The organism is Streptomyces sp. JW3 (genome assembly GCF_052216785.1).
GTDB lineage: Bacteria > Actinomycetota > Actinomycetes > Streptomycetales > Streptomycetaceae > Streptomyces.
Window position 1 is genome coordinate 108,459 of the sequence record NZ_JBQOUX010000005.1, and the last position, 24,560, is coordinate 133,018.

Genomic DNA, 24,560 nt, shown 5'->3' on the forward strand with positions numbered 1-24,560 from the left:
CATTCCGTGGCGGGGCGGGCGGCGGGCGCCGGCTCAGGAGAGCGAGTCGGCGCCATGCCGGGTCAGGGGTACGTCGTCGGGGCAGCGGGCGCGGTCGTGGTGCAGCATCAGCAGGGCCACGTCGTCGGGCGGGCCGCCGTGGCTGTGGCGCAGCAGCGCGGTGAGGAGCCGGCGCAGTACCGCCCGGGGGCACAGCGGCTGCTCCCGCACCGCCCCGGCGAGCGTCCGGTGCAGCGGGAAGAACCGGCCGTGGCCGTCCCGGGCGTCCTCGGCGCCGTCCGTGTACAGCAGCAGCGCCTGGCCCGGCGCCAGCCGCCCGTACCGCTGGACCGGCAGTTCGTCGGGGAGCGGGAAGAGACCGAGCGGCGGCAGCGGATCGGTCCGGGCCAGCGGCTCGACCTCGGTGCCGGTGATCAGATACGGCCATGGATGACCGCAGTTCAGCGCCCGCACCGCGCCGTCCGGCCCGATCTCCAGCAGCAGCACGGTGACGAACTCCTCGCCCGCCGTGCCGTCGTCGGCCCGCTCGCGCAACTGCCGGGCGAGGGCGCGGTCCAGGCGGCGCAGCACGTCGCCGAGGTCGCCCCCGTCGTACGCCGCCTCACGGAAACTGCCCAGTACGGCGGCGGCCGTGCCCACGGCGGCGAGACCGTGGCCCCGGGCGTCCCCCATCACCACCCGCACCCCGTGCTCGGTGCCGACCGCCTCGTACAGGTCACCGCCGATGACGGCGCCCGGGTCGGCGGAGAGCTGGGCGGCGGCGACGTCGAGTCCGCCGACGCTCGGCGGCAGCGGGCGCAGCAGCGCGCTCTGCGCGGCCCGCGCGATCCGGCGGGCCTGCCGCAACTCCCGCAGCAGGGTCCGCCGCACGTGCAGGACGATGCCGGTGCCGACGGCGAAGAAGACGGCACTGGACACGAGCCGGGCGCCCAGCCCGTCCTGTTGGGCGAGCGGACAGGCCAGCTTGTACGTGACGGCGCCGGCCCCCCACGCGGTGGGCAGCCCCAGCGCGAGCACCCTGCGGGGCAGCCCAGCCTTGATACGGATCATGCCGTGGCCCCCCAGTCAGGCCCAGACAGCGCGGACCGGCCCCGAAGGACCGGTCCGATTCTGTCGACGGCATGACCGAGAAGGGCCATATCATCCGGGATCGTCACCCATATGAGTGACGGGAGGGAAGGGGCCCCCGGTGGTGCCCCCAGTGGTGTCCCCGAAGGGGCGCCCGGCGCTCAGCCGCGCAGTACCGCCCCCACCCGCTCGCCCGCGAGGGCCACCGCCGCGTCCCGGGCCGCCGACGCCTCGTCGACGGTCAGCGTCCGGTCCGCCGCCCGGAACCGCAGCGCGTACGCCAGCGACTTGTGCCCCTCGCCGAGCTGCTCCGCGTTGTCGTACACGTCGAACAGCCGGATGGACTCCAGCAGTTCGCCCGCGCCGTCCCGCAACGCCGCCTCGACCTCGGCGGCCGGCACGAACGCGTCGACGACCAGGGCGACGTCCTGCGTGGCGACCGGGAAGGTGGAGATCCCCGGCGCCCGGGGCGTGTCGTCGCCGACCCGCTCCAGGACATCGAGGTCCAGCTCCATCGCGCAGGTGCGCGCGGGCAGTCCGAGCGACTTCAGCACCCGCGGGTGCAGCTCACCGGCGTGCCCGACGACCCGCTCGGTGCCGTCCACGTCCACCACCAGCTCGGCGCAGCGGCCCGGGTGCCAGGGCCCGTACTGGCCCTTGCGGACGACGAGTTCGGCGCCCGCCTCGCGGGCGACGGTCCGGGCGGCCTCGACCGCGTCGGCCCAGTCGGCCGGCCGGCCCCTGCCCCACCAGCCGGCCTGCTCGCGGGCGCCCGCGAGGACGACCGCGACGTGCCGCGGCTGGTGGGGCAGCGCGGCGTTCAGCGCGGCCAGGTCCTCGTCGCTGGGGCGCCGGTCGACCGGGAGCTGAGCTGCGGCCCGCTGGTCCTCGCGCGGCAGGAAGACCAGGCCGGTCTCGTACAGCGCGAGGTCGTGGCTGCCCCGGCCGTCGTTGCGGCGCAGCGCGCCGAGCAGGCCCGGCAGCAGCGTGGTGCGCAGCGCGGGCTCCTCGTCGCTGAGCGGGTTGACCAGCTTGACGACGCGGCGGGCCGGGTCGTCGGCGGCCAGGCCGAGCTGGTCGAAGACCTTCTCGGCGAGGAAGGGGTAGCTCAGCGCCTCGACGTATCCCGCGCCGGCCAGGGCCCGGCCGACCCGGCGGTGCAGCCGCTGCCGGGGGGTCAGGCCGCGCCCGGAGGGCGGCTTGGGCAGCGTGGCGGGCAGGTTCTCGTAGCCCTCCAGCCGGATGACCTCTTCGGCCAGGTCGTTGGGGTCGGTGAGGTCGGGCCGCCAGGACGGCACGGTCACCAGCAGTTCGTCCTGGCCGTAGACGTCGCAGCCGACCTCCTGGAGGCGGCGTACGACGGTCTCGCGGCCGTAGGGGACGCCCGCGACCTTGTCCGGGTGGTCGGCCGGGACGGTGATGGTGCGCGGCGCGTGCGGGGCGCTGATCTCGGTGACGCCGGCCTCGGCGGTGCCGCCGGCGAGCAGTACCAGCAGGTCGACGGTGCGCTGCGCGGCAGCGGCGGCGGCCCCCGGGTCGACGCCGCGCTCGAAGCGGCGGGACGCCTCGGAGGAGAGCTTGTGCCGGCGGGCGGTGCGGGCGATGGAGACCGCGTCGAAGTGCGCGGCCTCGATCACCACATCGGTCGTGGCGTTCGCGTCGTCGGCGATCTCCGTGTTGGCGCCGCCCATGACGCCGGCCAGGCCGATCGGGCCCCGGTCGTCGGTGATGACCAGGTCCTCGGCGTGCAGGACGCGCTCGGTGCCGTCGAGGGTGACGATCTTCTCGCCGTCGCCGGCCCGGCGGACGCCGATGGTGCCCTGGACCAGGGACCGGTCGTAGGCGTGCAGCGGCTGGCCCAGCTCCATCATCACGTAGTTGGTGACGTCGACGGCGAGCGAGATCGGGCGCATGCCGACCTTCTGGAGCCGGCGCTGGAGCCAGATCGGGGAGCGCGCCTCGGGGCTGAGGCCGGTCACCGTGCGGGCCGTGAAGCGGTCGCAGCCGGTGGGGTCGGCGATCTTCACCGGGTAGCCGTAGGCGTTCGGCCCGGGTACGTCGAGCAGGGCCGGGTCGCGCAGCGGCAGCCCGTAGGCGATGGCGGTCTCGCGGGCCACGCCCCGGATCGACAGGCAGTCGCCGCGGTTGGCGGTGACGGCGATGTCGAGGACCTCGTCGACCAGTTCGAGCAGCTCGACGGCGTCGCGGCCGACCTCGGTCTCCGGCGGCAGCACGATGATGCCGTGGGACCCGTCGTCGCCCATGCCCAGCTCGTCGCCGGAGCAGATCATGCCGTGCGAGACCTTGCCGTAGGTCTTGCGGGCGGCGATCGAGAAGCCGCCGGGCAGGGTGGCGCCGGGCAGCACCACGACGACCTTGTCGCCGACCGCGAAGTTCCGGGCGCCGCAGACGATCTCCTGCGGCTCACCGGTTCCGTTGGCCTGCCCGACGTCGACGGTGCAGAAGCGGATCGGCTTCTTGAAGCCCTCCAGCTCCTCGATGGTCAGCACCTGGCCGACGACGAGCGGGCCCTTGAGGTCGGCGCCGAGGTGCTCGACGGTCTCCACCTCCAGGCCGGCCGAAATCAGCTTGGCCTGCACGTCGCGGCCGGTCTCGGTGGCGGGGAGGTCGACGTACTCCCGCAGCCAGGAAAGCGGGACCCGCATCAGATCTCCATCCCGAACGGCCGGGTGAAACGGACGTCACCCTCGACCATGTCTCGCATGTCTTCGACGTTGTGGCGGAACATCGCCAGGCGCTCGATGCCGAACCCGAAGGCGAAGCCGCTGTACTTGTCCGGGTCCACGCCGCAGGCGGTCAGCACCCGGGGGTTGACCATGCCGCAGCCGCCCAGCTCGATCCAGCCCTCGCTGGAGCAGGTGCGGCAGGGCCGGTCGGGGTTGCCGACGGAGGCGCCCTTGCACACGTAGCAGAGCATGTCCATCTCGGCGCTCGGCTCGGTGAAGGGGAAGAAGTTCGGCCTGAGCCGGGTCTTCATCTCCGCACCGAACAGCGACTGGACCATGTGGTCCAGGGTGCCCTTGAGGTCCGCCATGGTCAGGCCCTCGTCCACGGCGAGCAGCTCGACCTGGTGGAAGACCGGGGTGTGGGTGGCGTCCAGCTCGTCGGTGCGGTAGACGCGGCCGGGGCAGATCACGTAGACCGGGGTGCCGCGGCCGAGCAGGGAACGGATCTGCACGGGCGAGGTGTGGGTGCGCAGTACGACGCCGGACTCGGTGCCGCCCTCGGGCCCCTGCACGAAGAAGGTGTCGGCCTCGCCGCGGGCCGGGTGGTCCGGGCCGATGTTCAGCGCGTCGAAGTTGAACCACTCGGCCTCGGCCTCGGGGCCCTCGGCGACCTCGTAGCCCATGGCCGTGAAGATGTCCTCGAGGCGCTCGGAGAGCGTGGTGAGCGGGTGCCGGGCGCCGGCCGGCAGCCGGTCGTAGGGCAGCGTGACGTCCACCGCCTCCTCGACCAGGACCCGGGTGTCGCGCTCGGCCTCCAGTTCGGCCTGGCGGGCGGCGAGGCCCTTGTTCACGGCACCGCGGGCCTGGCCGACCAGCTTTCCGGCGGCGGCCTTGGCGTGCGGGGGCAGGGCGCCGATCTCCCGGTTGGCCAGCGCCAGCGGCGAGGTGCCGCCGGTGTGGGCGACCTTCGCCTCCTGGAGCGCGTCGAGGGAGCCCGCGGCGGCGAAGGCGGCGAGCGCCTCGTCCCGCATGCGCTCGATCTCTTCCGGTTTCAACGCCTCGACCTCGACAGGGTCGTACGACTTATTCGGTGCCGACATCTCTTCCCGTGCTTCCGATTGGCTGGCTGAAGGTCCCCGTCCCGACTCGGGGGACGTGTCGTCCCTGAAACGGGGACGCAAAGGTGCCAAAGGCCGAGTCTAACGGGGTGGTGATGCGCGAAGGTGCCCGCGGGCCGCTCAGGTCAGGTAGGCCGGAGTGCTCACGGGCAGCGTAAATCGGAACTCGGCGCCGCCCCGCGGGCCGCGGCCGACGGTGATGGTGCCGCCGTGGGCCTCCACGATGCCCTTGACGATGTAGAGCCCGAGGCCGGTGCCGCCGCGCTTGCTGCCCCGCCAGAAGCGGGTGAAGACGCGGTTCATGGACTCCTCCGGGATGCCGGGCCCCTCGTCGCTCACCGTGACCGACGTGCCGGTGTCCTCCCCTTCGCGGGGGGACGGCGCGGGCGTGATGTCAATGGTGACGGTTCCCTCGCCGTGCCGCACGGCATTTTCGATGAGGTTGCTGAGCACCTGGTCGACCTTGTCGGGGTCGGCCCACAGGTCGGGCAGCGGCCGGCCGAGCCGGAGCAGGAACCGGTCGGCGCTCTGGCCGGCCGCGACGTACGCCTGGATGTGCCGGCCGACGGCGGCGCCGATGTCGACGGGCTGGCGGCGCAGCTCGAGCCGGCCGGAGTCGATGCGGGAGATGTCGAGCAGTTCGGCGATGAGCCGGGTGACCCGGTCGGCGTCGGCGTCGACGGTCTCCAGCATCAGCCGTTTCTGGTCGTCGGTGAACCGTTCCCACTTGGCCAGCAGGGTCGCCGTGAAGCCCTTGACGGAGGTGAGCGGGGAGCGCAGTTCGTGGGCGACGGTGGCGATCAGCTCGGCGTGGCTGCGCTCGGTGCGGCGGCGGGCCTCGGTGTCGCGCAGGGTGACGACGACGCGGCGGACCGGGCCGGTGGGGCGGTCCCGCACGTACCGGGCGCAGACCAGGACCTCCCGGCCGCCCGGCAGCAGCAGGTTGCGCTCGGGCTGGCGGTTGCGGATGGCGAGGCCGCCGTACGGGTCGGTCAGCTGCCACCAGCGGCGGCCTTCGAGGTCCTCCAACGGGAGGGCCTTCTCCAGGCTCTCGCCGAGGGCTTCGGCGGCGCGCCGGGCGGTGATGCGCTCGGCGGCGGCGTTGAACCGGATCACCCGTCCGTGCTCGTCGGCGACGACCAGGCCGTCGGGCAGTTCGTCGGGGTCGAGGCCGGGTTCCACGGGGGTGCCGGCGGGTTCACCGGGCCGGGGCGCGGGCGGGCACCCGGTCTGCCGTGCTCCCGGTGCACTGCTCGTGCCGACACCCATCCCCGTACCCCACCTCTCCGCCACGCCGGGGTCCCGAGTGGGTCACCCTACTAGCTCTCGGTGACGGAGCGGCACCCTCCGGCGGCGCGCTGTGCACGCGCCGACGCGTAGAGACATACGGCGGCGGCGGTCGCGAGGTTCAGACTCTCGGCCTTCCCGTGGATCGGGACCCGGACCACGGCGTCCGTGAGGGCGCGGGTCTCGGCCGGCAGCCCCCAGGCCTCGTTGCCGAACACCCAGGCGGTGGGCCCGCCCATGCTGCCGGCGTCCAGTTCGGCGTCGAGGTCGTCGTCCCCGGCCCCGTCGGCGGCGAGCACCCGTACCCCGGTCTCCCGCAGCCCGGCCACGGCCCGCTCGACGGGGACGCCGACGGCGACCGGCAGGTGGAACAGAGAGCCGACCGAGGCCCGTACGGCCTTGGGGTTGTACAGGTCCACCGAGGCGTCGGTGAGGATCACGGCCTCGGCACCGGCCGCGTCGGCGCAGCGCAGCACGGTGCCGGCGTTGCCCGGGTCGCGGACGTGGGCGAGGACGGCGACCAGCTTCGGCCGGGCGGCGAGGATGTCGTCGAACGGCGTGTCCACGAACCGGCAGACCCCGACCAGGCCCTGCGGGGTGACGGTGGTGGAGATGTCGGCGATCACCTGCTCGTCGGCGAGCTGCACCCGGGCACCGGCGGCCCGCGCCTCCCCCACGATGTCGGCATACCGCTCGGCGGCCTCGACGGTGGCGAACAGCTCGGTGAGCGTCTCCCCGAACCCGACCGCCTCCCGCACGGCCTGCGGCCCCTCGGCCAGAAACAGCCGCTCCTTCGACCGGAAGTTCCGCTTGCCGAGCCGCCGCGCGGCAGAGACACGGGAAGACCGGGGCGAGATCAGCTCAGAAGCGGCAACCATGCGACGACCTTCAGGGAGAGACACCTAGGGGCGCGGGACTGTATCAATGTGCGGCTCCGCCGCGTGGGCGCGACCAGCCACGACGCACCCGTGGACGAAAAACAACAGGACCCGCAGACCGAAGCCTGCGGGCCCCTGCACTCACGTCGGCTCAAAGCCAGCGCGGCGTCACGCGGCCTTGGGCGCGTTGACGTCCGCCGGCAGCGCCTTCTGCGCCACCTCGACGAGCGCCGCGAAGGCACCCGCGTCGTTGACCGCCAGCTCGGCGAGGATCTTGCGGTCCACCTCGACGTTGGCGGCCTTCAGACCCTGGATGAAGCGGTTGTACGTGATGCCGTTGGCGCGGGCAGCGGCGTTGATGCGCTGGATCCACAGCTGGCGGAAGTCACCCTTGCGCTTCTTGCGGTCGTTGTAGTTGTAGACCAGCGAGTGGGTGACCTGCTCCTTGGCCTTGCGGTACAGGCGCGAACGCTGACCGCGGTAGCCGGAGGCCTGCTCGAGGATCGCCCGGCGCTTCTTGTGGGCGTTGACTGCCCGCTTGACGCGTGCCACTTTTTACTCCTTGTAGCGGGGCCGTGGTGGTCGGCACACGGCCCGGTATCGATGGGGTCCCGGTCCAGACGTACGACGCTCAGTGGCGCCCGTACGTCACTTGCCGAGAAGCTTCTTGATCTTCTTGGCGTCGCCCGGAGCCATCTCGGCGTTGCCGGTGAGGCGGCGCGTCAGGCGCGACGACTTGTGCTCGAGCAGGTGGCGCTTGCCGGCGCGCTCGCGGAGCACCTTGCCGGAGCCGGTGACCTTGAAGCGCTTGCTGGCACCGCTGTGCGACTTGTTCTTCGGCATAGCGCCGTTATCTCCTCGTGGGTGGCGCTCCGATGCCCGGTCGTGGAAACCGGGCACGGTGGAGCGTCGCTCGTATGTCGGTTACGTCCTGGGACTCGCGTCCCGGGAGGTCACGCCTCGGCGGATGCCTCGGCCTGGGCCTCCGCGTTGGCGGCGTCGGGGTCCGCGGCGTTCATCGAACGGCCGGGGTTGGCCTTCGCCTCCGCCTTGCGGGCTTCCTGTGCCTGGCGGGCCTCGGCCATCGCCTCGGTCTTCTTCTTGTGCGGACCGAGGACCATGATCATGTTGCGGCCGTCCTGCTTCGGGTTCGACTCGATGAACCCGAGGTCGGCCACGTCCTCCGCGAGCCGCTGGAGCAGTCGGTAGCCGAGCTCCGGCCGGGACTGCTCGCGACCACGGAACATGATCGTGATCTTGACCTTGTCGCCCTGCTTGAGGAACCGGACGACGTGACCCTTCTTGGTGTCATAGTCGTGCGGGTCGATCTTCGGCCGGAGCTTCATCTCCTTGATGACCGTGTGCGCCTGGTTCTTGCGCGCCTCACGGGCCTTCATGGCCGACTCGTACTTGAACTTCCCGTAGTCCATGAGCTTGCACACGGGCGGACGGGCGTTCGCCGCGACCTCGACGAGGTCGAGGTCGTACTCCTGCGCAAGCTCCAGGGCCTTGGCAAGCGGGACAATCCCGACCTGCTCGCCGCTGGGACCGACAAGTCGCACCTCGGGAACGCGAATCCGGTCGTTGATGCGGGGCTCGGCGCTGATGGATCCTCCTCGGTAGCACCACGCGACCGTCTGGCGGACAGCCGCGTTACGTCTGTGTTCGATAGACCTAACCGCGCCGAGACATGAAAAATGCCCCGGACGATCACAGGCGGGGCTCCTCGAACTGCTACCGGAGCACCGCCGCGATGATCGCGGGGCGCGCTTTCGGGCTGGTGCCCGTCGTGGGACGGGACCGCCTGACCGGTGACCCGCCGTCCCGGGGGACGGTCAGGTGGGAGTTCGATGGCCTCCACTTGCAGTCGGTCGCGGTGCCCTGGGGCACACGTGTCCGACCGGTCGTTACACAAGGTTAGCAGCTTCGGCCCAGGACGTGCCAATCGAGACCGCGTGCGGGTGCCTGCCACCCTGCGCCTATCGTGTCGGGCATGAACGAGACGCCCCCTCAGTCGCCCGACTTCGACGCCATGACCCGCGACATCGCCGAGGTCCCGGCGGTCGAGGTGATCGTGACGGTCGCCGTGAACCTGATGAGCGCCGCGGCCGTGAAGCTCGGTCTGACGGAGGACGGCGACGCGCACAAGGACCTGGACGAGGCCCGCAAGCTGGTGCACGCGCTGGCCGGGCTGCTGGACGCGAGCGCGACGGAGATCAGCTCCTTCCACGCCGCGCCGCTGCGCGACGGCCTGAAGTCGCTCCAGCTGGCGTTCCGCGAGGCGTCGCTGGTGCCCGACGACCCGGGCCAGGGTCCGGGCGAGAAGTACACCGGCGCGGTCTACGGCTGAGCCGCCGCCGTACGGACGTACAAGGGCTCGCCCGGCGGCGTCGCCCCGGCCGGCAGCAGTGCCAGGTCGAGGCCGCGCACCAGGCGGGCCCGCAGTGTCTCGTCGGCCGCCAGGCGTCCGGCGACGGCCCTGGCCGCCGCGGCGGGGGCGGCGGCCGGGTCGAGGACCAGGGCGAGGGTGCCGTCGGCCGCCCCCGGCCCCAGATGGGCGCTGAGCACGGCGGACTCGGCGGCCACCGCGTCCCGTACCGCCGCGACGACGGCGGGGTCGGCGAGCGGGTCGGTGCTGGTGCGGCCCTCCGCGAGGGCCAGCAGCGCCGGTCCGGTCAGTTCGAACGGCACGGGTCCGGCCAGGTCCAGGACCACGGTGTCCGCCTTCTCGTGCGCGGCGGCCTGGAGCGCCTGGTGCAGCGGGACGGCGACCGGGCGGGCCGCCGGGTCCCAGCGGGCCAGCGAGTCGGTGCAGGTGAAGGCGGGCAGCGCGGTCCGGCCGCCGGCCTTGAGGGTGGGGACGGCCATGTCGCTGGTCTTCTCGCGGCGCAGCCCGCCCGCCCGTCGCCCGCCACCACCCTTCCAAGGAGCTTCGCCCCCCTCTTGACCGTCCGCTTCGACCTCGCCGAGCACGGCCACCACCGGGACCAGCAGCCGGGCGCCCTTGAGCGCCTGGAGGACCGGCGCCAGCGCGGTGCGGTCCGCGGCCCAGCCGGCCAGCGCCGCGGTCAGCCGGGGGTCGGCGGAGCCGTCGTCGTCGGAGAAGCCGGGGTCGGGAATGTTCTTGTTCGCCACGGTCCCCGACCCTATCGGGGGCCGGGAAACGCCCCCGTCACACCCCTCATGGACTTCTCAGGAATCTATGACGCACATTTAACGTCCGTCATACGGACCACTCAGCCGGCGCGGCGAGCATCGCGGGCATGGCCTCCTTCAGATCCCGGCTGCTGTACGCGGCCCTCGCCTGTGCCGTCGTCGGCGGCGGTACGGCGGCGGGGACGGTGTACCTGACCGCGCACGCGAACACGGCCGCCGTATCGTCGCTCGCGGCGGAGTCGACGGCGGCTCCGCAGGCGACGGACGGGGAGGCATCGGTGGCACCTTCGGCGGAGCCCGCGGTGGACCGGGACGCGCTGCTGGCGAAGGCCGTGGCGGCGGTGTCGGTGACGGACGGCACCCAGATGTCGGTGGCGGTGCTGGACCCGGAGACCGGGGAGCGCGCGGTGTACGGCGACGACGCCTTCACCACCGCGAGCATCGTCAAGGTCGACATCCTGGCGACGCTGCTGCTCCAGGCCCAGGACGCGGGGCGGTCGCTGACCTCGGCGGAGCGCACATACGCCACCGCCATGATCGAGAACAGTGACAACGCCTCCGCGACGGCGCTGTGGCGGACGATCGGCGGGGCCGACGGGCTGGACGCCGCGAACGAGCGGTTCGGGCTCACGGACACCGCGGGCGGGGACGGCGACCTGTGGGGGCTGACCACGACCACGGCGGCCGACCAACTGGTCCTGCTCCAGCAGGTGTTCGAGAGTGATTCGGAGCTGACGCCGGCGTCCCGGACGTATCTCCAGGGGCTGATGGGGCAGATAGCGGACGGCCAGGACTGGGGGGTGTCGGCGGCGGGTTCGTCGGCCGCGCTGAAGAACGGCTGGCTGCCGCGCAGTGCCACCGGGCTGTGGGTGATCAACAGCGTCGGGCGGGTGACGGTCGACGGCCACGAACTGCTGGTGGCCGCGCTGTCGCAGGGCAACGCCTCGCAGGCGGCGGGGATCTCGCTGGTCGAGGGGGCGGCGCGGGCGGCCGTGTCGGTGTTCCACGACGGCGGTGCCACGTCCTCCGCCGAGCCGAGTACGGCTCAGAAGTCGTCGTAGCGGGTGCGGCGCCCGCGCCACAGCACCACCGCCGCGACCAGCAGCACACCGCCGGCGCCGCCCGCGAGCGGGGCCACCCAGGCGGAGGTGGCGCCGGCCGGGTTCGCGTCGTCGGGCCCGGCACCGAAGTACTTCTCGCCGTACGCCGCCGGCTTCAGGCTCTGCGCCGTCAGCCGGTCGGCCGCCTCGATCGCGGCGGCCGGGTCGATGAAGCCGTAGCCGCGCGAGTCGTCGCGTCCGTCGGCGGGGGCGTTGTCGGCGGTGTCCTCAAGGAGGCTCTTGATCTGCGCCGGGGTGAGGCCGGGGTGGGCGGCCCGGAGCAGGGCGACGGAGCCGGAGACGAAGGCGGCGGCGGCGCTGGTGCCCCAGCCCTCGTAGTACTGGTGGTCCGGGTCGGCGATGATCACGTCGACGCCGGGCGCGCTGACCGTGGCGTACCAGCGGCGGGTGGAGAAGGAGGCGCGGGTGCCGTAGCGGTCGACGGCGGTCGCGGCGATCACGCCCGGGTAGGCGGCCGGGTAGGAGATGTGGTCGCCCTTCTCGCCGCCGTTGCCGGCCGAGGCGACGACGACCACGTTCTTCTTCAGGGCGTACTGGATGGCCTCGTCCTCGGCGGGCTCGGGGTGGGCGGAGGAGGAGTCGTCGCCGAGGGAGAGGTTGATGACGTCGGCGCCGTGGTCGGCGGCCCAGCGGATGCCTTCGGCGAGGGCGCCGCCGCGGGTCTTGCGGGCCTTGGCGCGGGCCGGGTCGCCGTCCTCCAGGATGACCCGGACGGGCAGGATCTTCGCCGCGGGGGCGACGCCCATGACGCCGTCCGCGGCGCCGGTGCCGTGTCCGTGGCCGGCGATGATGCCGGCCATGGCGGTGCCGTGCCGGGCCCAGGCGCGGTCGCCGTCCCCGGCGCCGAAGCCGACGAGGTCGGTGCCGGTCAGGACGTTGCCGGCCAGGTCGGGGTGGTCGGCCTCCACGCCGGTGTCGAGGACGGCGACGGTGATGCCGGCGCCCTTGGTGGTCCGCCAGACCTGGTCCAGGTGGAGGGCGTCCAGGGCCCACTGCTTGGCCCGTATGCCGTCGGCGTGCGCGGCGGTGGCGGGCACCAGCGTGAGGGCGGCGGCGAGGAGCACGCCGAGGGCGCCGGTGCGGCGGCGCGGAGAGGTGGGGGTCACGAGGGCTGCTCCGGGGCCGGTTCGACGTTCTTGCGCAGGCGGCGTTCGACGCGGTCGGCGAGGCCCTTCGCCTCGTGGCCGAGGCCCGCCTGGGCGGGGGCCGTGGTGGCGCCGGTCTGCATGGCCGCCGCGGCGGGCTGCGGGTCGTCGACCTCGCGGCCGTCGGCCCAGCCGGCGACGGCGTAGACGACGACCGGGGCGTCGGTGAGGACGGAGACCGTCCAGGAGGCCCGCTGGGCCGCGCCGAAGCCGGCCGCGACGGTGTCCTTCGCGGCGTACGGCAGGGGCATCAGGTCGGTACGCCGGTCCAGGCCCTCCTGGTCGAACCGGGCGGCCAGCGAGGTCATCGCGGCGGCGTCGGCCTTGGTGAACAGGAGGCCGACGGTGGTGACGTGGCTGCGGGTGGCGTCGGTGTAGGTGGCGCGCAGCAGGCGGGCGCAGCCGACCGGGGCGAGGGCCTTGCGCAGCAGCGGGTCGAAGGCGTGCCCGCAGCCGCTGTCGGGGGCGACGGCGACCCGGGTCCAGGTGCGGTCGGCGCCGCCGGGGCCGGCGCCCTGGCCCTGCACGGTGGGCGGGAACAGGTCGTCGACCGGCACGCTGTGCCACAGGTCGCCGGCGGTGGCGTAGGTGTCCTCGCGGCCGCCGTCCGCGGTGTCGTCCGCGAGCCAGCTGCCGGTGACGGCACCGGCCAGCAGGCCCGCGCCGAGCACGAGGGAGACGGCCGCGGCGATCACCTGGGACCGCAGCCGCCGCCCGAGCGGACGGGGCCGGGCCCGCTCGTCGTCGTACCCCTCGGGCTCGCCGAGCGTCACGAAGGGCCGGGGGGCGCCGCCGGGGGCGGCGGGGTGCCAGGCCGGTCCCGGGGCGGGCGGGACGGGCGGAACGGGGCGCAGGCGCCGGGTCGTCTCGGCGGCGCCCTCGGGGGGAAGTACGGGACGGGGTGCGGAACGCGGAGAGCGCGCCGCGGATTCCGGGCCGCCGTCCGGGATCGGCCGCAGCCGCCGGGTCGTCTCCGCCGGTCCCTCGGCGGGGGCGGCGGGCCGGGCCGGCGGTGCGGCCGGGCGCGGCGGTGTTCCCGTCGGCACCTCGGCGGGCAACGGCTGGGCGGTGTGCGGCGGGGGGCCGCCGGGGGCGGCGGGGGGCGGTTCCGGTGCCGGCGGGGTCCCACCGGGTGCGGAGGCGTGCGGCTGCGGTGCGCGAGGGGCTGGATGGTTCTGCGCTGGACGGTCCTGCGCCGGGTGGTCTTGCGCTGGGCGGTTCCGCGGGGGCCGCGTGGTGCCGTCACCGCTGCCGTGCGGACGCTGTGTCGGACCGGCGGCGCTGTCATACGGACGGCGCGTCGGGGCGTCGCCGCTGCCGTACGGACGGGGCGTCGTGCCGTCACCGCTGTCGTACGGCCGCTGCGTCGGACCGGCGGCGCTGTCATACGAACGGCGCGTCGGGGCGTCGCCGCTGCCGTACGGACGGGGCGTCGTGCCGTCACCGCTGTCGTACGGACGCTGCGTCGGACCGGCGGCGCTGTCATACGGACGGCGCGTCGGGGCGTCGCCGCTGCCGTACGGACGGCGCGTCGTGCCGTCACCGCTGTCGTACGGACGCTGCGTCGGACCGGCGGCGCTGTCATACGGACGGCGCGTCGGGGCGTCGCCGCTGCCGTACGGACGGCGCGTCGTGCCGTCACCGCTGCCGTGCGGACGCTGCGTCGGACCGGCGGCGCTGTCATACGGACGGCGCGTCGGGGCGTCCGTGTCGCGCGGGTCGCGGCCCACCGTCGGCGGGGTGTCCGGGAAGCGGGCGGAGGACTGCGGCGGGGCCGGCGTGCCGGGGTCGGCGGCGGGGAGCCGTGCGCCCTGGGCTGCGCCGGACGGACGAGGAGCGGCACCGGACGGGCGAGGGGCCGCACCGGACGGGCCGCCGCCGTGACGCTGATCCGCAGGGGCCGGCGCGCGGTCGGGCCGCGGCTCGCCCGGGTCGTCCGCCGCCGACGCCTGCGGGCGGGGCGGAACCGCTCCGGCGGGCGGCGGGGTGGGCTGCGGTGGGGTGGGGGGAGCGGGCGGCACGGTTCCGGTGCTGGTCGGGGGGACGGCGGGCGGCAGGGGGCCCGGCTGTGGTCCCGGCGTCCGGCGCTGGGCCGGGGCGGGGGGACGGGACGGCGGCGGGGGAACGGAGGCACGTCGCGCTTCCGTGCTCATGCACCCCCCGTTTCCTCGTGCCCGTGCCGTCCTCGTCGGCGGGCCGTGTCCTGCTGCCCTGGCCCGGCGCGGACACCTCACGTCCGTCCCGGGTATGTACCCGCACGGCCGGAAGAACCCTCCCGGCAGCGGCGCCGGACCCGTGCCCGGACGCCTGAGACGTGCGTGCGCGTCACTCTACGGCGTGACCCCCTACCGCGGGGAACCAGTCCACGCGCTCGCGGCATTGGCCCGGAACATCCCCCTACCCTGCGGTAATCCGGTCTGGCAGGCTGCCTCCATGACTCCTCGCTCCGCCGACCGGGCCCGGTACGACCGGGCCACCGCCGAGCTCGACGCCCCGCTCGCGATCGTGGACCTGGCGGCGTTCGACGCCAACGCCGAGGACCTGGTGCGCCGGGCCGGCGGCAAGCCGGTCCGGGTCGCCAGCAAGTCCGTCCGCTGCCGCGCGCTGCTCGAACGCGTGCTGGCCCGGGACGGTTTCGCCGGCCTGATGTCGTTCACGCTGGCCGAGTCCCTGTGGCTGGCCCGCTCCGGTTTCGACGACGTACTGCTCGCCTACCCGTCGGCGGACCGCGCCGGGTACGCCGAGCTGGCCGCCGACCCGAAGCTGGCCGCCGCGGTGACCGTGATGATCGACGACCCCGCGCAGCTGGACCTGATCGACGCGGCCCGCGACGGCGGGCGGGAAGTCGTGCGGGTCTGCCTGGAGTTGGACACCTCGCTGAGGCTGCTCGGCGGGCGGGTGCGGATCGGCGCCCGGCGCTCCCCGCTGCACTCCCCCGCCCGACTCGCCGACCTGGCCCGGTCGGTGGCCCGGCGACCCGGGTTCCGGGTCGTGGGTGTCATGGCGTACGAGGGTCATGTGGCCGGCGTCGGGGACGCGGTCGCCGGGCGGCCGGTGCGGTCGCGGGCGGTGCGGCTGATGCAGGCCGCCGCCCGCCGCGAACTGGCCGAGCGGCGCGCCGAGGCGGTGCGCGCGGTACGGGCGGTCGTACCGGATCTGGAGTTCGTCAACGGCGGCGGCACCGGCAGTGTGCAGCACACCGCCGCGGAGAACGCGGTCACCGAGATAGCCGCCGGGTCGGGACTGTATCTGCCGCGCCTCTTCGACAACTACACGTCCTTCCGGGGCCGGCCGGCGGCGCTGTTCGCGCTGCCCGTGGTACGGCGCCCGGGGGTGGGCGTGGTGACCGTGCTCGGCGGCGGCTATCCGGCCTCCGGCGTGGCCGGTGCCGACCGGCTGCCGGTGCCGTATCTGCCCGAGGGGCTGCGCTACGACAGCCAGGAGGGACCCGGCGAGGTGCAGACGCCGCTGCTCGGCTCCGCCGCCGACGACCTGCTCATCGGCGACCGGGTGTGGTTCCGGCACGCCAAGGCCGGGGAGTTGTGCGAGCGGTTCGACGCGCTGCACCTCGTCGAGGGGGACCGGGTGACGGCGACCGTGCCGACGTACCGGGGCGAGGGGCACACCTACCTGTGATCTACAGGGGCGTCACGTACGCCCCCGAGATCCCGCCGTCCACCAGGAAGTCGGTGGCGTTGACGAACGAGGAGTCGTCGCTGGCCAGGAAGGCCACCGCGGCGGCGATCTCCTCGGCCTCGGCGAACCGGCCGACGGGGATGTGCACCAGCCGGCGCGCGGCCCGTTCCGGGTCCTTGGCGAACAGCTCCTGGAGGAGGGGGGTGTTGACCGGGCCGGGGCAGAGCGCGTTGACCCGGATGCCCTCCCGGGCGAACTGCACGCCCAGCTCCCGGGACATGGCCAGCACCCCGCCCTTGGAGGCGGTGTAGGAGATCTGCGAGGTGGCCGCGCCCATCCGGGCCACGAAGGACGCCGTGTTGATGACGGAGCCCTTGCCCTGGCGCCGCATGTAGGGGATCGCCGCCTTGCAGCACAGGTAGACGGAGGTGAGGTTGACCTCCTGGACGCGCTGCCACGCCTCCAGTCCGGTCTCCAGGATCGAGTCGTCGTCGGGCGGTGAGATACCGGCGTTGTTGAAGGCGACGTCGACGCTGCCGTAGGTGTCGTACGCCGCCTTGAACAGCGCCTCGACCTGGTCGGGATCGGTGACGTCGGTCTTCACGAACAGGCCGCCGGTCGCCTCGGCCGCCGCCTTGCCGCGCTCCTCGTCGACGTCGGCGCAGACGACGTGCGCGCCCTCGGCGGCGAGCCGGCGGGCGGTGGCCAGTCCGATGCCGCTGCCGGCTCCGGTGACGACGGCGGTACGGCCGACCAGGCGGCGGCAGATGATGTCCTCGGTCATGGTCGGTTCAGGCCTCCGTGCTGAGGAAGACGTTCTTGGTCTCGGTGAAGGCGGTCAGCGCGTCCGGGCCGAGTTCGCGGCCGATCCCGGACTGTTTGAAGCCGCCGAACGGGGTCCAGTAGCGGACGCTGGAGTGCGAGTTGACGGACAGGTTCCCGGCGCGCACGGCGGCCGAGACGCGCAGGGCGCGGCCCACGTCCCGGGTCCAGATGGAGCCGGACAGGCCGTGGTCGCTGTCGTTGGCGAGGGCCACGGCCTCCGCCTCGTCCTCGAAGGGCAGCACGACGGCGACCGGGCCGAAGACCTCCTCGACGGCCACCCGGGCGCGGGGGTCGACGCCGGTGAGGACGGTCGGCGGGTACCAGAAGCCGGGGCCGTCCGGGGCCTTGCCGTAGATGCCGGCGGCGCCCTCGGGGACGTAGGAGCGGACCCGGTCGCGCTGGGCGGCGGAGATCAGCGGGCCCATCCCGGTGCGCTCGTCGGCCGGGTCGCCGACGACGACCGACTCGACGGCGGGGGCGAGCAGGTCCAGGAAACGGTCGTGGACGCTGCGCTGGACGAGGATCCGGGTGCGGGCACAGCAGTCCTGGCCGGCGTTGTCCAGGAAGGACATGGGGGCGGCGGCCGCGGCGGCCTCCAGGTCGGCGTCGGCGAAGACGATGTTGGGGCTCTTGCCGCCGAGTTCGAGGGTGACGCGTTTGAGGCGGTCCGCGCCGCGGGCCAGCACCGCCTTGCCGACGGCGGTCGAACCGGTGAAGACGATCTTCGCCACGTCCGGGTGCTCGACCAGGGCGTGGCCGGTGACCGGGCCGTGGCCGGGCAGTACCTGGAAGAGGTGCTCGGGCAGGCCGGCGGCCAGGGCGAGTTCGGCCAGGCGGAGGGCGGTCAGCGGAGTCGTCTCGGCGGGTTTGAGGAGGACCGCGTTGCCGGCCGCGAGCGCGGGGGCGGTGCCCCAGGCGGCGATCGGCATCGGGAAGTTCCAGGGGGCGATGACGCCGACCACGCCCAGTGGTTCGAGGATGGTGATGTCCAGGCCGCCCGCCACCGGGATCTGCCGGCCGGTCAGCCGCTCCACTCCGCCGGCCGCGTAGTCGAGCAGGTCACGGACGTTGCCCGCCTCCCAGCGGGCGCCCGCGAGGGTGTGCCCGGCCTCGGTGACCTCCAGGCGGGCCAGTTCCTCCAGGTGCTCGTCGACGGCGACGGCGAACCGGCGCAGCAGCCGGGCGCGGTCGCCGGGGGCCAGCGCCGCCCAGGCGGTCTGGGCGCGGGCGGCCCGGGTGACGGCCGCGTCGACGTCGGCGGGGGTGGCGGCCGGGACGGTCGCGACCAGTTCCTCGGTGGCGGGGTTGAGCACCTGCAACTCGTCGGTCACGGCGGGCCTCACATGCGTTCGAAGGAGCGGCGCAGCTCCCAGTCGGTGACGGCGGCGTCGAAGGCGTCCAGCTCGACGCGTGCCATGTTGCGGTAGTGGTCGACCACCTCGTCGCCGAAGGCGGTCCGGGCCAGTGGGCTGTGCTCCCAGAGCGCGGCGGCCTCGCGCAGGGTGGTCGGAACGTGGGCGAAGTCGGCGGTGTAGGCGTTGCCCGCGCACGGCTCGGGCAGTTCGAGTCGCTGTTCCACGCCGTGCAGGCCGGCCGCGATCATGCCGGCGACCGCGAGGTAGGGGTTGACGTCGCCGCCGGGGAGCCGGTTCTCGAAGCGCAGCGAGCGGCCGTGGCCGACCACGCGCAGCGCGCAGGTGCGGTTGTCGTGGCCCCAGGCGACGGCGGTCGGGGCGAAGGAGCCGGGCTGGAACCGCTTGTAGGAGTTGATGTGCGGGGCGTAGAGGAGGGCGAAGTCGCGCAGGGCGGCCAGTTGGCCGGCGAGGAAGTGCCGCATGACCTCAGACATGCTGTCGGGTCCGGCCATGACGGAGGCGCCGTCCGCGTCGGTGAGCGAGAGGTGGATGTGGCAGGAGTTGCCCTCGCGCTCGTCGTACTTGGCCATGAAGGTCAGCGAGACGCCCTCCTGCGCGGCGATCTCCTTGGCACCGGTCTTGTACAGGGCGTGCTGATCGCAGGTGACCAGGGCCTCGTCGTAGCGGAAGACGATCTCGTGCTGGCCGGGGTTGCACTCGCCCTTGGCGGACTCGACGGTCAGGCCGGCGCCGGCCATCTCGTTGCGGATGCGGCGCAGCAGCGGCTCGACGCGGCCGGTGCCGAGGACGGAGTAGTCGACGTTGTACTGGTTGACCGGGGTGAGGCCGCGGTAGTTGGCGTCCCACGCCTGCTCGTAGGTGTCCTTGAAGACGATGAACTCCAGCTCGGTGCCGGCCTGGGCGGTCAGGCCGTGTTCCGCGAGGCGGTCGAGCTGGCGGCGCAGGATCTGGCGCGGGGCGGCGACGACCGGGGAGCCGTCCTCCCAGGCGAGGTCGGCGTGCACGAACGCGGTGCCGGGGTGCCAGGGGATGCGGCGCAGGGTGGTCAGGTCCGGGCGCATGGCGAAGTCGCCGTAGCCGCGGTCCCAGGAGGACATCGCGTAGCCGTCGACGGTGTTCATCTCGGCGTCCACGGCGAGGAGGTAGTTGCAGCCCTCGGTGCCGTGGCGCAGTACCTCGTCGAGGAAGAACCGGGCGGCGAACCGCTTGCCCTGGAGCCGCCCCTGCATGTCCGGGAAGGCCAGGACGACGGTGTCGATCTCGCCGCCCGCGACGAGGGCGTGCAGTTCCTCGACACCGAGCGGGGGCGTGCGGTCTGCCACGGAGGACTCCTCGGGCTTCCTGGTCGGGCCGGGAGCCATAAGGTATGGCCCACGACCATTGGTTGGGAAGGGGGCACGGCCGCATGCCGGGGACGACCGGGAGCGCGGGGGCGGACCGGCTGGCGGCGGTGCTCCGGCCGGTGCGCGCGGGCAACGGCTTCGAGGAGGCGCTGGAGCAGATCCTCCAGGTGGTCCGGCTCGGACTGGTGCCGGCCGGTGAGCGGCTGCCGGCCGAGCGGGAGCTGGCGGAGCGGCTGGGGATCAGCCGGGTGACGCTGCGCGAGGTACTGCGGGTGCTTCAGGACGAGGGGCTGGTGACGGCCCGGCGCGGGCGGTACGGCGGCACGTTCGTGCTGCCCCGCGCGGACACCGGCGGCGCGGACGAGCTGCGGCGCCGGGTGGCCGAGGTGGACCTGGAGGACGTGCTGCGGTTCCGGGAGGTGCTGGAGGTGGGCGCGGCGGAGCTGTGCGCGGCGCACGGGCTCACCGGGGAGCGGGCGGCGCGACTGCGGGCGGCGCTGGCCCGCACCCGCGACGCGCCGCTGGCGGAGTACCGCCGGGTGGACACGCTGCTGCACCTCACCCTGGCCGAGCTGTCCGGTTCGCCGTCGCTGAGCGCGCGGTACGCGGCCGTGCGGGCGAGTGTGAACGGGCTGCTGGACTGCATCCCGCTGCTGGTGCGCAATCTGGAGCACTCGCAGCGCCAGCACACCGCGCTGGTGACCGCGGTGCTCGACGGCGACGCGGACGGGGCGCGGGCGGTGATGCGGGAGCACTGCGCGGGCACGGCGGCGCTGCTGCGGGGGTTCTTGACGTGAGCAGCACCGCAAAGGTATGGAACGTTTCCATTGACGGGAGGACGGGAGGACGGGAGGAACCGGATGGCGGACAGGCCGCTGATCGGGGTCAGTACGTATCTGGAGGCCGAGGTGCGCTGGGGGGTGTGGGAGCTGCCGGCGGCGCTGCTGCCGGCCGGGTACCCGGCGCTGGTGCGGCGGGCCGGCGGACTGGCGGCGCTGCTGCCGCCGGACGCGCCGGAGCACGCCGCGGCGGTGGTGGCCCGGCTGGACGGCCTGGTGATCGCGGGCGGCCCGGACGTGGACCCGGCCCGCTACGGCGCCGAGCGCGACCCGCGCACCGGCCCGCCCGCCGAGGCCCGGGACGCCTGGGAGCTGGCGCTGATCGAGGCGGCGCTCGCCGCCCGGCTGCCGCTGCTGGGCGTCTGCCGGGGCATGCAGCTGCTGAACGTGGCCCTGGGCGGCACCCTCGTCCAGCACCTGGCCGGGCACGCCGAGGTGGTCGGCGTCTTCGGCGGCCACCCGGTCGAGCCGGTGCCGGGCACCCGCTACGCCGGGATCGTCCCGGAGACGGCGCCGGTGCCGACGTACCACCACCAGGCGGTCGACCGGCTCGGCACCGGTCTGGTGGCGTCGGCGCACGCCGCGGACGGCACGGTGGAGGCGGTGGAGCTGCCGGCCGCCGTTGGCTGGGTGCTGGGTGTGCAGTGGCACCCGGAGATGGGCGAGGACGTGCGGGTGATGCGGGCGCTGGTGGCGGCGGCCGCCGCCCGCTGAAGCAGGGGTCAACGGTGGTCGAACCGGACCCGGACGGTGCGCGGGGCGCTCAGGTCGTGCCCGGTGGGGAGTTCCTCGGGGGCCGCGCCGCGCCGGGACAGGACGCCGCCGGCCGGCCTGCCGCCCGGGGTCAGCCGGTCACCGTGCGGCGCAGCCGGGTGCCCCCGCGCAGCGCCACGGCCGGGATGCCGTCCTCCTCCAGGAACCGCGTCAGCCGCTCGGGCGCCGCGCCACCGACGTGCCCAGGCCGGACTCCCTGGCCACGTCCGCCTGAACCCGGCTGAAGCTCTCCCGGCCCCGCCTCACCCCCGAGTCAACGACAACAACTGCCGGGCCGGCCCCGCGGGCCGGTGCCCCGTCGGCCATACCGCCTTCAGGTCCCGGGCCAGGGAGACGTCCTCGACCGGTACCCGGACCAGGCGCCGCAGCGCCAGTTCCTCGCCGAGGGCGAGTTCGCTGAGGACCGCCGGGCCGGCGCCGCCGACGGCGGCGGCCTTCACCGCGGTGGTCGACGACAGTTCGATCAGCGGCCGGGCCAGTCCGCCCAGCGCGGCGTCCAGCACCTGCCGGGTGCCGGACCCCTTCTCCCGCAGGATCAGCGGCGTCACGGCCAGCTCGCGGGCGGCCAGCGGACGCCGTCGCCGGGCCCAGGGATGCCCGGGCGCGGTGACCACGATCAGCCGGTCGTGGCCGATCACCGCCGAGTCCAGGCCGCCCGGCACGCTCACCCCCTCCACGAACCCCAGGTCGGCCTCGCCGGCCAGCAGCCGCTCGGCCACCACCGACGAGTTCCCGGCCAGCAGCGACACCGCCGTGTCCGGGCGCTGGCCGCGCAGCGCGACCAGCCAGCCGGGCAGCAGATACTCCGCGATGGTCATGCTCGCCGCCACCCGCAGCCGCGAGTCCCGCCGGTCCCGCAGCGCCTGCGCCCCCGCGTCGAACGCCTCCGCCGCCTCCACGATCAGCCGAGCCCAGTCGGTGACCAGCGCACCGGCGTCGGTGAGCCGGGAACCGCGCGGCGACCGGTCCACCAGGGCGACGCCGAGCTGGCGTTCCATGGACCGGACCCGGCTGCTGGCGGCCGGCTGGCTGATGCCCAGTTCCCGCGCCGCCCCGCCGAGGCTGCCCAGCCGGGCCACCGCCAGCAGCAGCTCCAGGGCGCCCAGATCGGGCACCCGGTGCGCCAGTCCCGCCGTGTGCGGCCACCCGGACATGTCCTCACCACCCCGACTCTCCGCACCGCTCATAAATCAAGCTTATGCCCTCATAGGGAGGTGCTCCCTGGTCAGCGTGGTCCGCCCCGGCGACCGTGGGGTCATGGTCACCGCGATCCGTCCCCTTCGTCCCCGCCCCGGTCCCCTTGCGTCCGCGCCCCGCTTCCCCGCCGTCCGTCATCTCGGCCCCAACTGGTACGCCTGCGTCATGGGCACCGCCGTCGTCGCCTCCGCCGGGGCCGGGCTGCCCTGGCGACCGCCGGGTCTGCGCACCGCCTGCGCCGCCGTCTGGGCGCTCTCCCTGGCGCTGCTGGTGACCCTGCTCGCCGTCCGGGCACTGCACTGGCGCCACCATCACGACCAGGCCCGGGCCCACCTCCTGGACCCGGCGGCGGCTCCGTTCTACGGCTGTCTGGCGATGGCGCTGCTGTCCGTCGGCGGCGGCGCGCTCACCGTCGGCCGGGACTGGATCGGGCTGCCGGCCGCGGTGGCCCTGGACACCGTGCTGTTCGGCGCCGGTACGGCCGTCGGGCTGGCGGCGGCCGTCGCCGTCCCGTACCTGATGGCCGTACGCCACCAGGCCGGACCCGGGCAGGCGGCGCCCGCGTGGCTGCTGCCGCTGGTGGCGCCGATGGTGTCGGCGGCGCTCGGGCCGCTGCTGGTGCCGCACCTGCCGGCCGGGCAGCCGCGCGAGACACTGCTCGCGGCCTGTCTGGCGCTGTTCGGGGCGAGTCTGCTCGCGACCCTGCTGACGCTGCCGCTGATCCTCGCCCGGCTGCTCACCGGCGACCCGCTGCCGCCCGCCCTGACCCCGACCCTGTTCCTGGTCCTCGGTCCGCTGGGCCAGTCCACCACCGCCGTCGGCAACTTCGCGGACGCCGTGCCCGGCCGGGGCGCCGCCCTGCTGTCCGTCCTGTACGGCGTCCCGGTGATGGGCTTCGCCCTGCTGTGGCTGGCGTCGGCCACGGCGCACGTGGTCCGGGCCCGCCGGCACGGCCTGCGGTTCTCGATGACCTGGTGGTCGTTCACCTTCCCGGTGGGCACCTGCGTCACCGGCGCCACCGCCCTGGCCCGGCACACCGGTCTCGCCTGCTGCGCGGCCCTCGCCCTGCTCCTGTACGCGGTGCTGGTCGTCGCGTGGGCGGTGGCGGCCGTGGGGACGGTGCGCGGGATCGCCGGCGGGAGGCTGCTCGCGGCGCCCAGGTGACCCGTCGCTCAGCGGTGCGGCCGGTCCCGTACCGCCTCGATGTGTTCGGCGACCGCCACCACGATCAGCCGGGTGTCGGGGACGGTGGCCCGCCAGCGGTGCCGGACCCCGCCGGTGAGGTACAGCGTGTCGCCGCGGCCCAGGCGGTAGGCGCGGCCCTCCGCCTCGATCTCGACGGCACCCTCGGCTACGTACATCAACTGGTCGTTGCGGTACTGGAGTTCCCGGCCGGCGTCGTGGTCGCCGGTGAACTCCGAGGCGTGCATCTGGTGGTGGCCGCGCACCAGCGAGCGCACCCGGGGCTCGGGCTCCGGTCCGCCGTCCTCGGCCCGGACCACGTCCACGCTGCACGCGGGGTCGGCGGCGGCGAGCAGTTCCACGGCGGTGGTGCGCAGCGCGTCGGCGACCTTCTCCAGGGAGCCGGTGCTGGGCCGGGCCCGGTCGTTCTCGATCTGGCTGAGGAAGGGCACCGACAGGCCGCTGCGCGCGGCCACGACGGCGAGGGTGAGGTCCAGCGCGCGGCGCCGCCGGCGGACCGCGGCGCCCACCCTAAGGGGCTGTTCTTTGTGGTCGCCCATCGCTCCGGCTCCCTCCTTCACCCGTCGTGTCGGTGTCGTTGTTCCAGTGTCCTTGATGAGTTCTCTGCACCCTACGCATGTTCGGCAAACCGTTTCATGCCGCCGTCACATCGCTGTCATGCCCCCGTGGCACGAACCCACCGGTTCACGCCAGGTGTTCCGTCCGGCCCGGGAGCGCCTGTCGGCCTCCCTGGCGGGTTCCCACCCCGTATCCCGTGTCCCGGGTGCGTCCCGGATCCGGGGCGGGGGAGGCTCGGGCGGGGGCATGGCGCTCCGTGGTTGGCCAAATCCTGACCGTGTCGGCGCCGCCGGGCGCGGGACGGCCGGAGGGGTGGGCCGTCCCGCGCTGTGACAGCGCGGGACGGCCC

General features: G+C 74.3%; 22 protein-coding genes. 6 read left to right on the forward strand and 16 right to left on the reverse strand.

The annotated features are described in order from the left end of the window. Positions 1–33: 33 nt before the first annotated feature. From ACTT8P_RS04125 to infC, 8 genes are all read right to left on the reverse strand, one after another. Positions 34–1,050, reverse strand: coding sequence for a PP2C family protein-serine/threonine phosphatase (locus ACTT8P_RS04125; protein WP_442830127.1), 1,017 nt, complete (start codon positions 1,048–1,050; stop codon positions 34–36). 179 nt (positions 1,051–1,229) lie between these two features. After that, positions 1,230–3,734 (reverse strand): phenylalanine--tRNA ligase subunit beta, encoded by a 2,505-nt coding sequence (pheT, locus tag ACTT8P_RS04130; protein WP_442830128.1) that lies wholly within the window; start codon positions 3,732–3,734, stop codon positions 1,230–1,232. Next, a complete protein-coding gene (gene pheS / locus ACTT8P_RS04135; protein ID WP_442830129.1) occupies positions 3,734–4,855 on the reverse strand; it encodes a phenylalanine--tRNA ligase subunit alpha in 1,122 nt (373 codons plus the stop codon). The genes pheT and pheS overlap by 1 nt, the downstream gene beginning before the upstream one ends. 138 nt (positions 4,856–4,993) lie before the next feature. After that, complete coding sequence (locus ACTT8P_RS04140; protein ID WP_442830130.1) at positions 4,994–6,142, reverse strand: ATP-binding protein; 1,149 nt, start codon at positions 6,140–6,142, stop codon at positions 4,994–4,996. Positions 6,143–6,192: 50 nt separating this feature from the next. Next, the gene (locus tag ACTT8P_RS04145) at positions 6,193–7,038 is read right to left on the reverse strand and encodes a TrmH family RNA methyltransferase (RefSeq protein WP_442830131.1); all 846 of its coding nucleotides are present in this window, start codon (positions 7,036–7,038) and stop codon (positions 6,193–6,195) included. A gap of 168 nt (positions 7,039–7,206) precedes the next feature. Then, positions 7,207–7,590 (reverse strand): 50S ribosomal protein L20, encoded by a 384-nt coding sequence (gene rplT, locus ACTT8P_RS04150; protein ID WP_055492778.1) that lies wholly within the window; start codon positions 7,588–7,590, stop codon positions 7,207–7,209. 96 nt (positions 7,591–7,686) lie between these two features. After that, entirely contained in the window at positions 7,687–7,881 is a 195-nt protein-coding gene (gene rpmI, locus ACTT8P_RS04155) for a 50S ribosomal protein L35 (protein WP_007829094.1), read from the reverse strand. A gap of 110 nt (positions 7,882–7,991) precedes the next feature. Continuing rightward, positions 7,992–8,645 carry a translation initiation factor IF-3 gene (infC, locus tag ACTT8P_RS04160; protein ID WP_361164932.1) on the reverse strand — a complete coding sequence of 218 codons (654 nt, stop codon included), beginning with the start codon at positions 8,643–8,645 and terminating at the stop codon, positions 7,992–7,994. A 386-nt stretch (positions 8,646–9,031) separates the two neighbouring features. On the opposite strand from infC, the gene ACTT8P_RS04165 reads away from it, so the two are divergent. Further along, positions 9,032–9,388, forward strand: a complete 357-nt coding sequence (locus ACTT8P_RS04165; protein WP_442830132.1) for a DUF1844 domain-containing protein — start codon at positions 9,032–9,034, stop codon at positions 9,386–9,388. On the opposite strand, the gene ACTT8P_RS04170 is transcribed toward ACTT8P_RS04165, so the two are convergent. After that, positions 9,379–10,173 (reverse strand): SseB family protein, encoded by a 795-nt coding sequence (locus tag ACTT8P_RS04170; protein WP_442830133.1) that lies wholly within the window; start codon positions 10,171–10,173, stop codon positions 9,379–9,381. The two genes, ACTT8P_RS04165 and ACTT8P_RS04170, sit on opposite strands and share 10 nt — an antisense overlap. A 128-nt stretch (positions 10,174–10,301) precedes the next feature. On the opposite strand from ACTT8P_RS04170, the gene ACTT8P_RS04175 reads away from it, so the two are divergent. Further along, on the forward strand, positions 10,302–11,255 hold the full coding sequence (locus ACTT8P_RS04175; RefSeq protein WP_442830134.1) for a serine hydrolase: 954 nt from the start codon (positions 10,302–10,304) through the stop codon (positions 11,253–11,255). Here the strand turns inward: ACTT8P_RS04175 and mycP are convergent. Then, a complete protein-coding gene (gene mycP / locus ACTT8P_RS04180) occupies positions 11,240–12,421 on the reverse strand; it encodes a type VII secretion-associated serine protease mycosin (RefSeq protein WP_442830135.1) in 1,182 nt (393 codons plus the stop codon). The genes ACTT8P_RS04175 and mycP overlap by 16 nt on opposite strands. Next, positions 12,418–13,518, reverse strand: coding sequence for a hypothetical protein (locus ACTT8P_RS04185; protein WP_442830136.1), 1,101 nt, complete (start codon positions 13,516–13,518; stop codon positions 12,418–12,420). Before ACTT8P_RS04185 ends, mycP begins: the two co-directional genes overlap by 4 nt. Before the next feature lie 1,375 nt (positions 13,519–14,893). Between ACTT8P_RS04185 and ACTT8P_RS04190 the strand changes: the two genes are divergently transcribed. Beyond that, positions 14,894–16,096 (forward strand): amino acid deaminase/aldolase, encoded by a 1,203-nt coding sequence (locus ACTT8P_RS04190; protein ID WP_442830137.1) that lies wholly within the window; start codon positions 14,894–14,896, stop codon positions 16,094–16,096. A gap of 1 nt (position 16,097) precedes the next feature. On the opposite strand, the gene ACTT8P_RS04195 is transcribed toward ACTT8P_RS04190, so the two are convergent. The 3 genes from ACTT8P_RS04195 to ACTT8P_RS04205 are packed head-to-tail and all read right to left on the reverse strand — an operon-like array spanning position 16,098 to position 19,619. Beyond that, positions 16,098–16,880 carry a 3-oxoacyl-ACP reductase gene (locus ACTT8P_RS04195; protein ID WP_442830138.1) on the reverse strand — a complete coding sequence of 261 codons (783 nt, stop codon included), beginning with the start codon at positions 16,878–16,880 and terminating at the stop codon, positions 16,098–16,100. 7 nt (positions 16,881–16,887) lie between these two features. Continuing rightward, a complete protein-coding gene (locus ACTT8P_RS04200; protein WP_442830139.1) occupies positions 16,888–18,252 on the reverse strand; it encodes an aldehyde dehydrogenase family protein in 1,365 nt (454 codons plus the stop codon). An 8-nt stretch (positions 18,253–18,260) separates the two neighbouring features. Next, positions 18,261–19,619, reverse strand: coding sequence for a glutamine synthetase family protein (locus tag ACTT8P_RS04205; protein WP_442830140.1), 1,359 nt, complete (start codon positions 19,617–19,619; stop codon positions 18,261–18,263). An 83-nt stretch (positions 19,620–19,702) separates the two neighbouring features. Here ACTT8P_RS04205 and ACTT8P_RS04210 point away from each other — a divergent pair, with 83 nt between their 5' ends. Beyond that, a complete protein-coding gene (locus tag ACTT8P_RS04210) occupies positions 19,703–20,437 on the forward strand; it encodes a FadR/GntR family transcriptional regulator (RefSeq protein WP_442830141.1) in 735 nt (244 codons plus the stop codon). Positions 20,438–20,500: 63 nt separating this feature from the next. Further along, positions 20,501–21,193, forward strand: a complete 693-nt coding sequence (locus ACTT8P_RS04215; protein ID WP_442830142.1) for a gamma-glutamyl-gamma-aminobutyrate hydrolase family protein — start codon at positions 20,501–20,503, stop codon at positions 21,191–21,193. Positions 21,194–21,495: 302 nt separating this feature from the next. Here the strand turns inward: ACTT8P_RS04215 and ACTT8P_RS04220 are convergent, their stop codons facing one another. Continuing rightward, complete coding sequence (locus tag ACTT8P_RS04220) at positions 21,496–22,440, reverse strand: LysR family transcriptional regulator (RefSeq protein ID WP_442830143.1); 945 nt, start codon at positions 22,438–22,440, stop codon at positions 21,496–21,498. 70 nt (positions 22,441–22,510) lie between these two features. Here ACTT8P_RS04220 and ACTT8P_RS04225 point away from each other — a divergent pair, with 70 nt between their 5' ends. Further along, positions 22,511–23,614, forward strand: a complete 1,104-nt coding sequence (locus ACTT8P_RS04225) for a TDT family transporter (protein ID WP_442830144.1) — start codon at positions 22,511–22,513, stop codon at positions 23,612–23,614. An 8-nt stretch (positions 23,615–23,622) separates the two neighbouring features. Here ACTT8P_RS04225 and ACTT8P_RS04230 read toward each other — a convergent pair whose 3' ends face one another. Next, on the reverse strand, positions 23,623–24,192 hold the full coding sequence (locus ACTT8P_RS04230) for a helix-turn-helix domain-containing protein (RefSeq protein ID WP_361171778.1): 570 nt from the start codon (positions 24,190–24,192) through the stop codon (positions 23,623–23,625). Positions 24,193–24,560: the final 368 nt, after the last annotated feature.

What these genes read in the sequence shown, in the direction of transcription:
- ACTT8P_RS04210 (WP_442830141.1), top strand. Translation starts at nt 19,703, where the DNA reads ATGCCGGGGACGACCGGGAGCGCGGGGGCGGACCGGCTGGCGGCGGTG.
- ACTT8P_RS04125 (WP_442830127.1), bottom strand. Translation starts at nt 1,050, where the DNA reads ATGATCCGTATCAAGGCTGGGCTGCCCCGCAGGGTGCTCGCGCTGGGG.
- ACTT8P_RS04140 (WP_442830130.1), bottom strand. Translation starts at nt 6,142, where the DNA reads ATGGGTGTCGGCACGAGCAGTGCACCGGGAGCACGGCAGACCGGGTGC.
- ACTT8P_RS04225 (WP_442830144.1), top strand. Translation starts at nt 22,511, where the DNA reads ATGGTCACCGCGATCCGTCCCCTTCGTCCCCGCCCCGGTCCCCTTGCG.
- pheT (WP_442830128.1), bottom strand. Translation starts at nt 3,734, where the DNA reads ATGCGGGTCCCGCTTTCCTGGCTGCGGGAGTACGTCGACCTCCCCGCC.
- rpmI (WP_007829094.1), bottom strand. Translation starts at nt 7,881, where the DNA reads ATGCCGAAGAACAAGTCGCACAGCGGTGCCAGCAAGCGCTTCAAGGTC.
- ACTT8P_RS04220 (WP_442830143.1), bottom strand. Translation starts at nt 22,440, where the DNA reads ATGAGCGGTGCGGAGAGTCGGGGTGGTGAGGACATGTCCGGGTGGCCG.
- ACTT8P_RS04190 (WP_442830137.1), top strand. Translation starts at nt 14,894, where the DNA reads ATGACTCCTCGCTCCGCCGACCGGGCCCGGTACGACCGGGCCACCGCC.
- ACTT8P_RS04230 (WP_361171778.1), bottom strand. Translation starts at nt 24,192, where the DNA reads ATGGGCGACCACAAAGAACAGCCCCTTAGGGTGGGCGCCGCGGTCCGC.
- pheS (WP_442830129.1), bottom strand. Translation starts at nt 4,855, where the DNA reads ATGTCGGCACCGAATAAGTCGTACGACCCTGTCGAGGTCGAGGCGTTG.
- ACTT8P_RS04165 (WP_442830132.1), top strand. Translation starts at nt 9,032, where the DNA reads ATGAACGAGACGCCCCCTCAGTCGCCCGACTTCGACGCCATGACCCGC.
- ACTT8P_RS04175 (WP_442830134.1), top strand. Translation starts at nt 10,302, where the DNA reads ATGGCCTCCTTCAGATCCCGGCTGCTGTACGCGGCCCTCGCCTGTGCC.
- ACTT8P_RS04145 (WP_442830131.1), bottom strand. Translation starts at nt 7,038, where the DNA reads ATGGTTGCCGCTTCTGAGCTGATCTCGCCCCGGTCTTCCCGTGTCTCT.
- ACTT8P_RS04215 (WP_442830142.1), top strand. Translation starts at nt 20,501, where the DNA reads ATGGCGGACAGGCCGCTGATCGGGGTCAGTACGTATCTGGAGGCCGAG.
- ACTT8P_RS04195 (WP_442830138.1), bottom strand. Translation starts at nt 16,880, where the DNA reads ATGACCGAGGACATCATCTGCCGCCGCCTGGTCGGCCGTACCGCCGTC.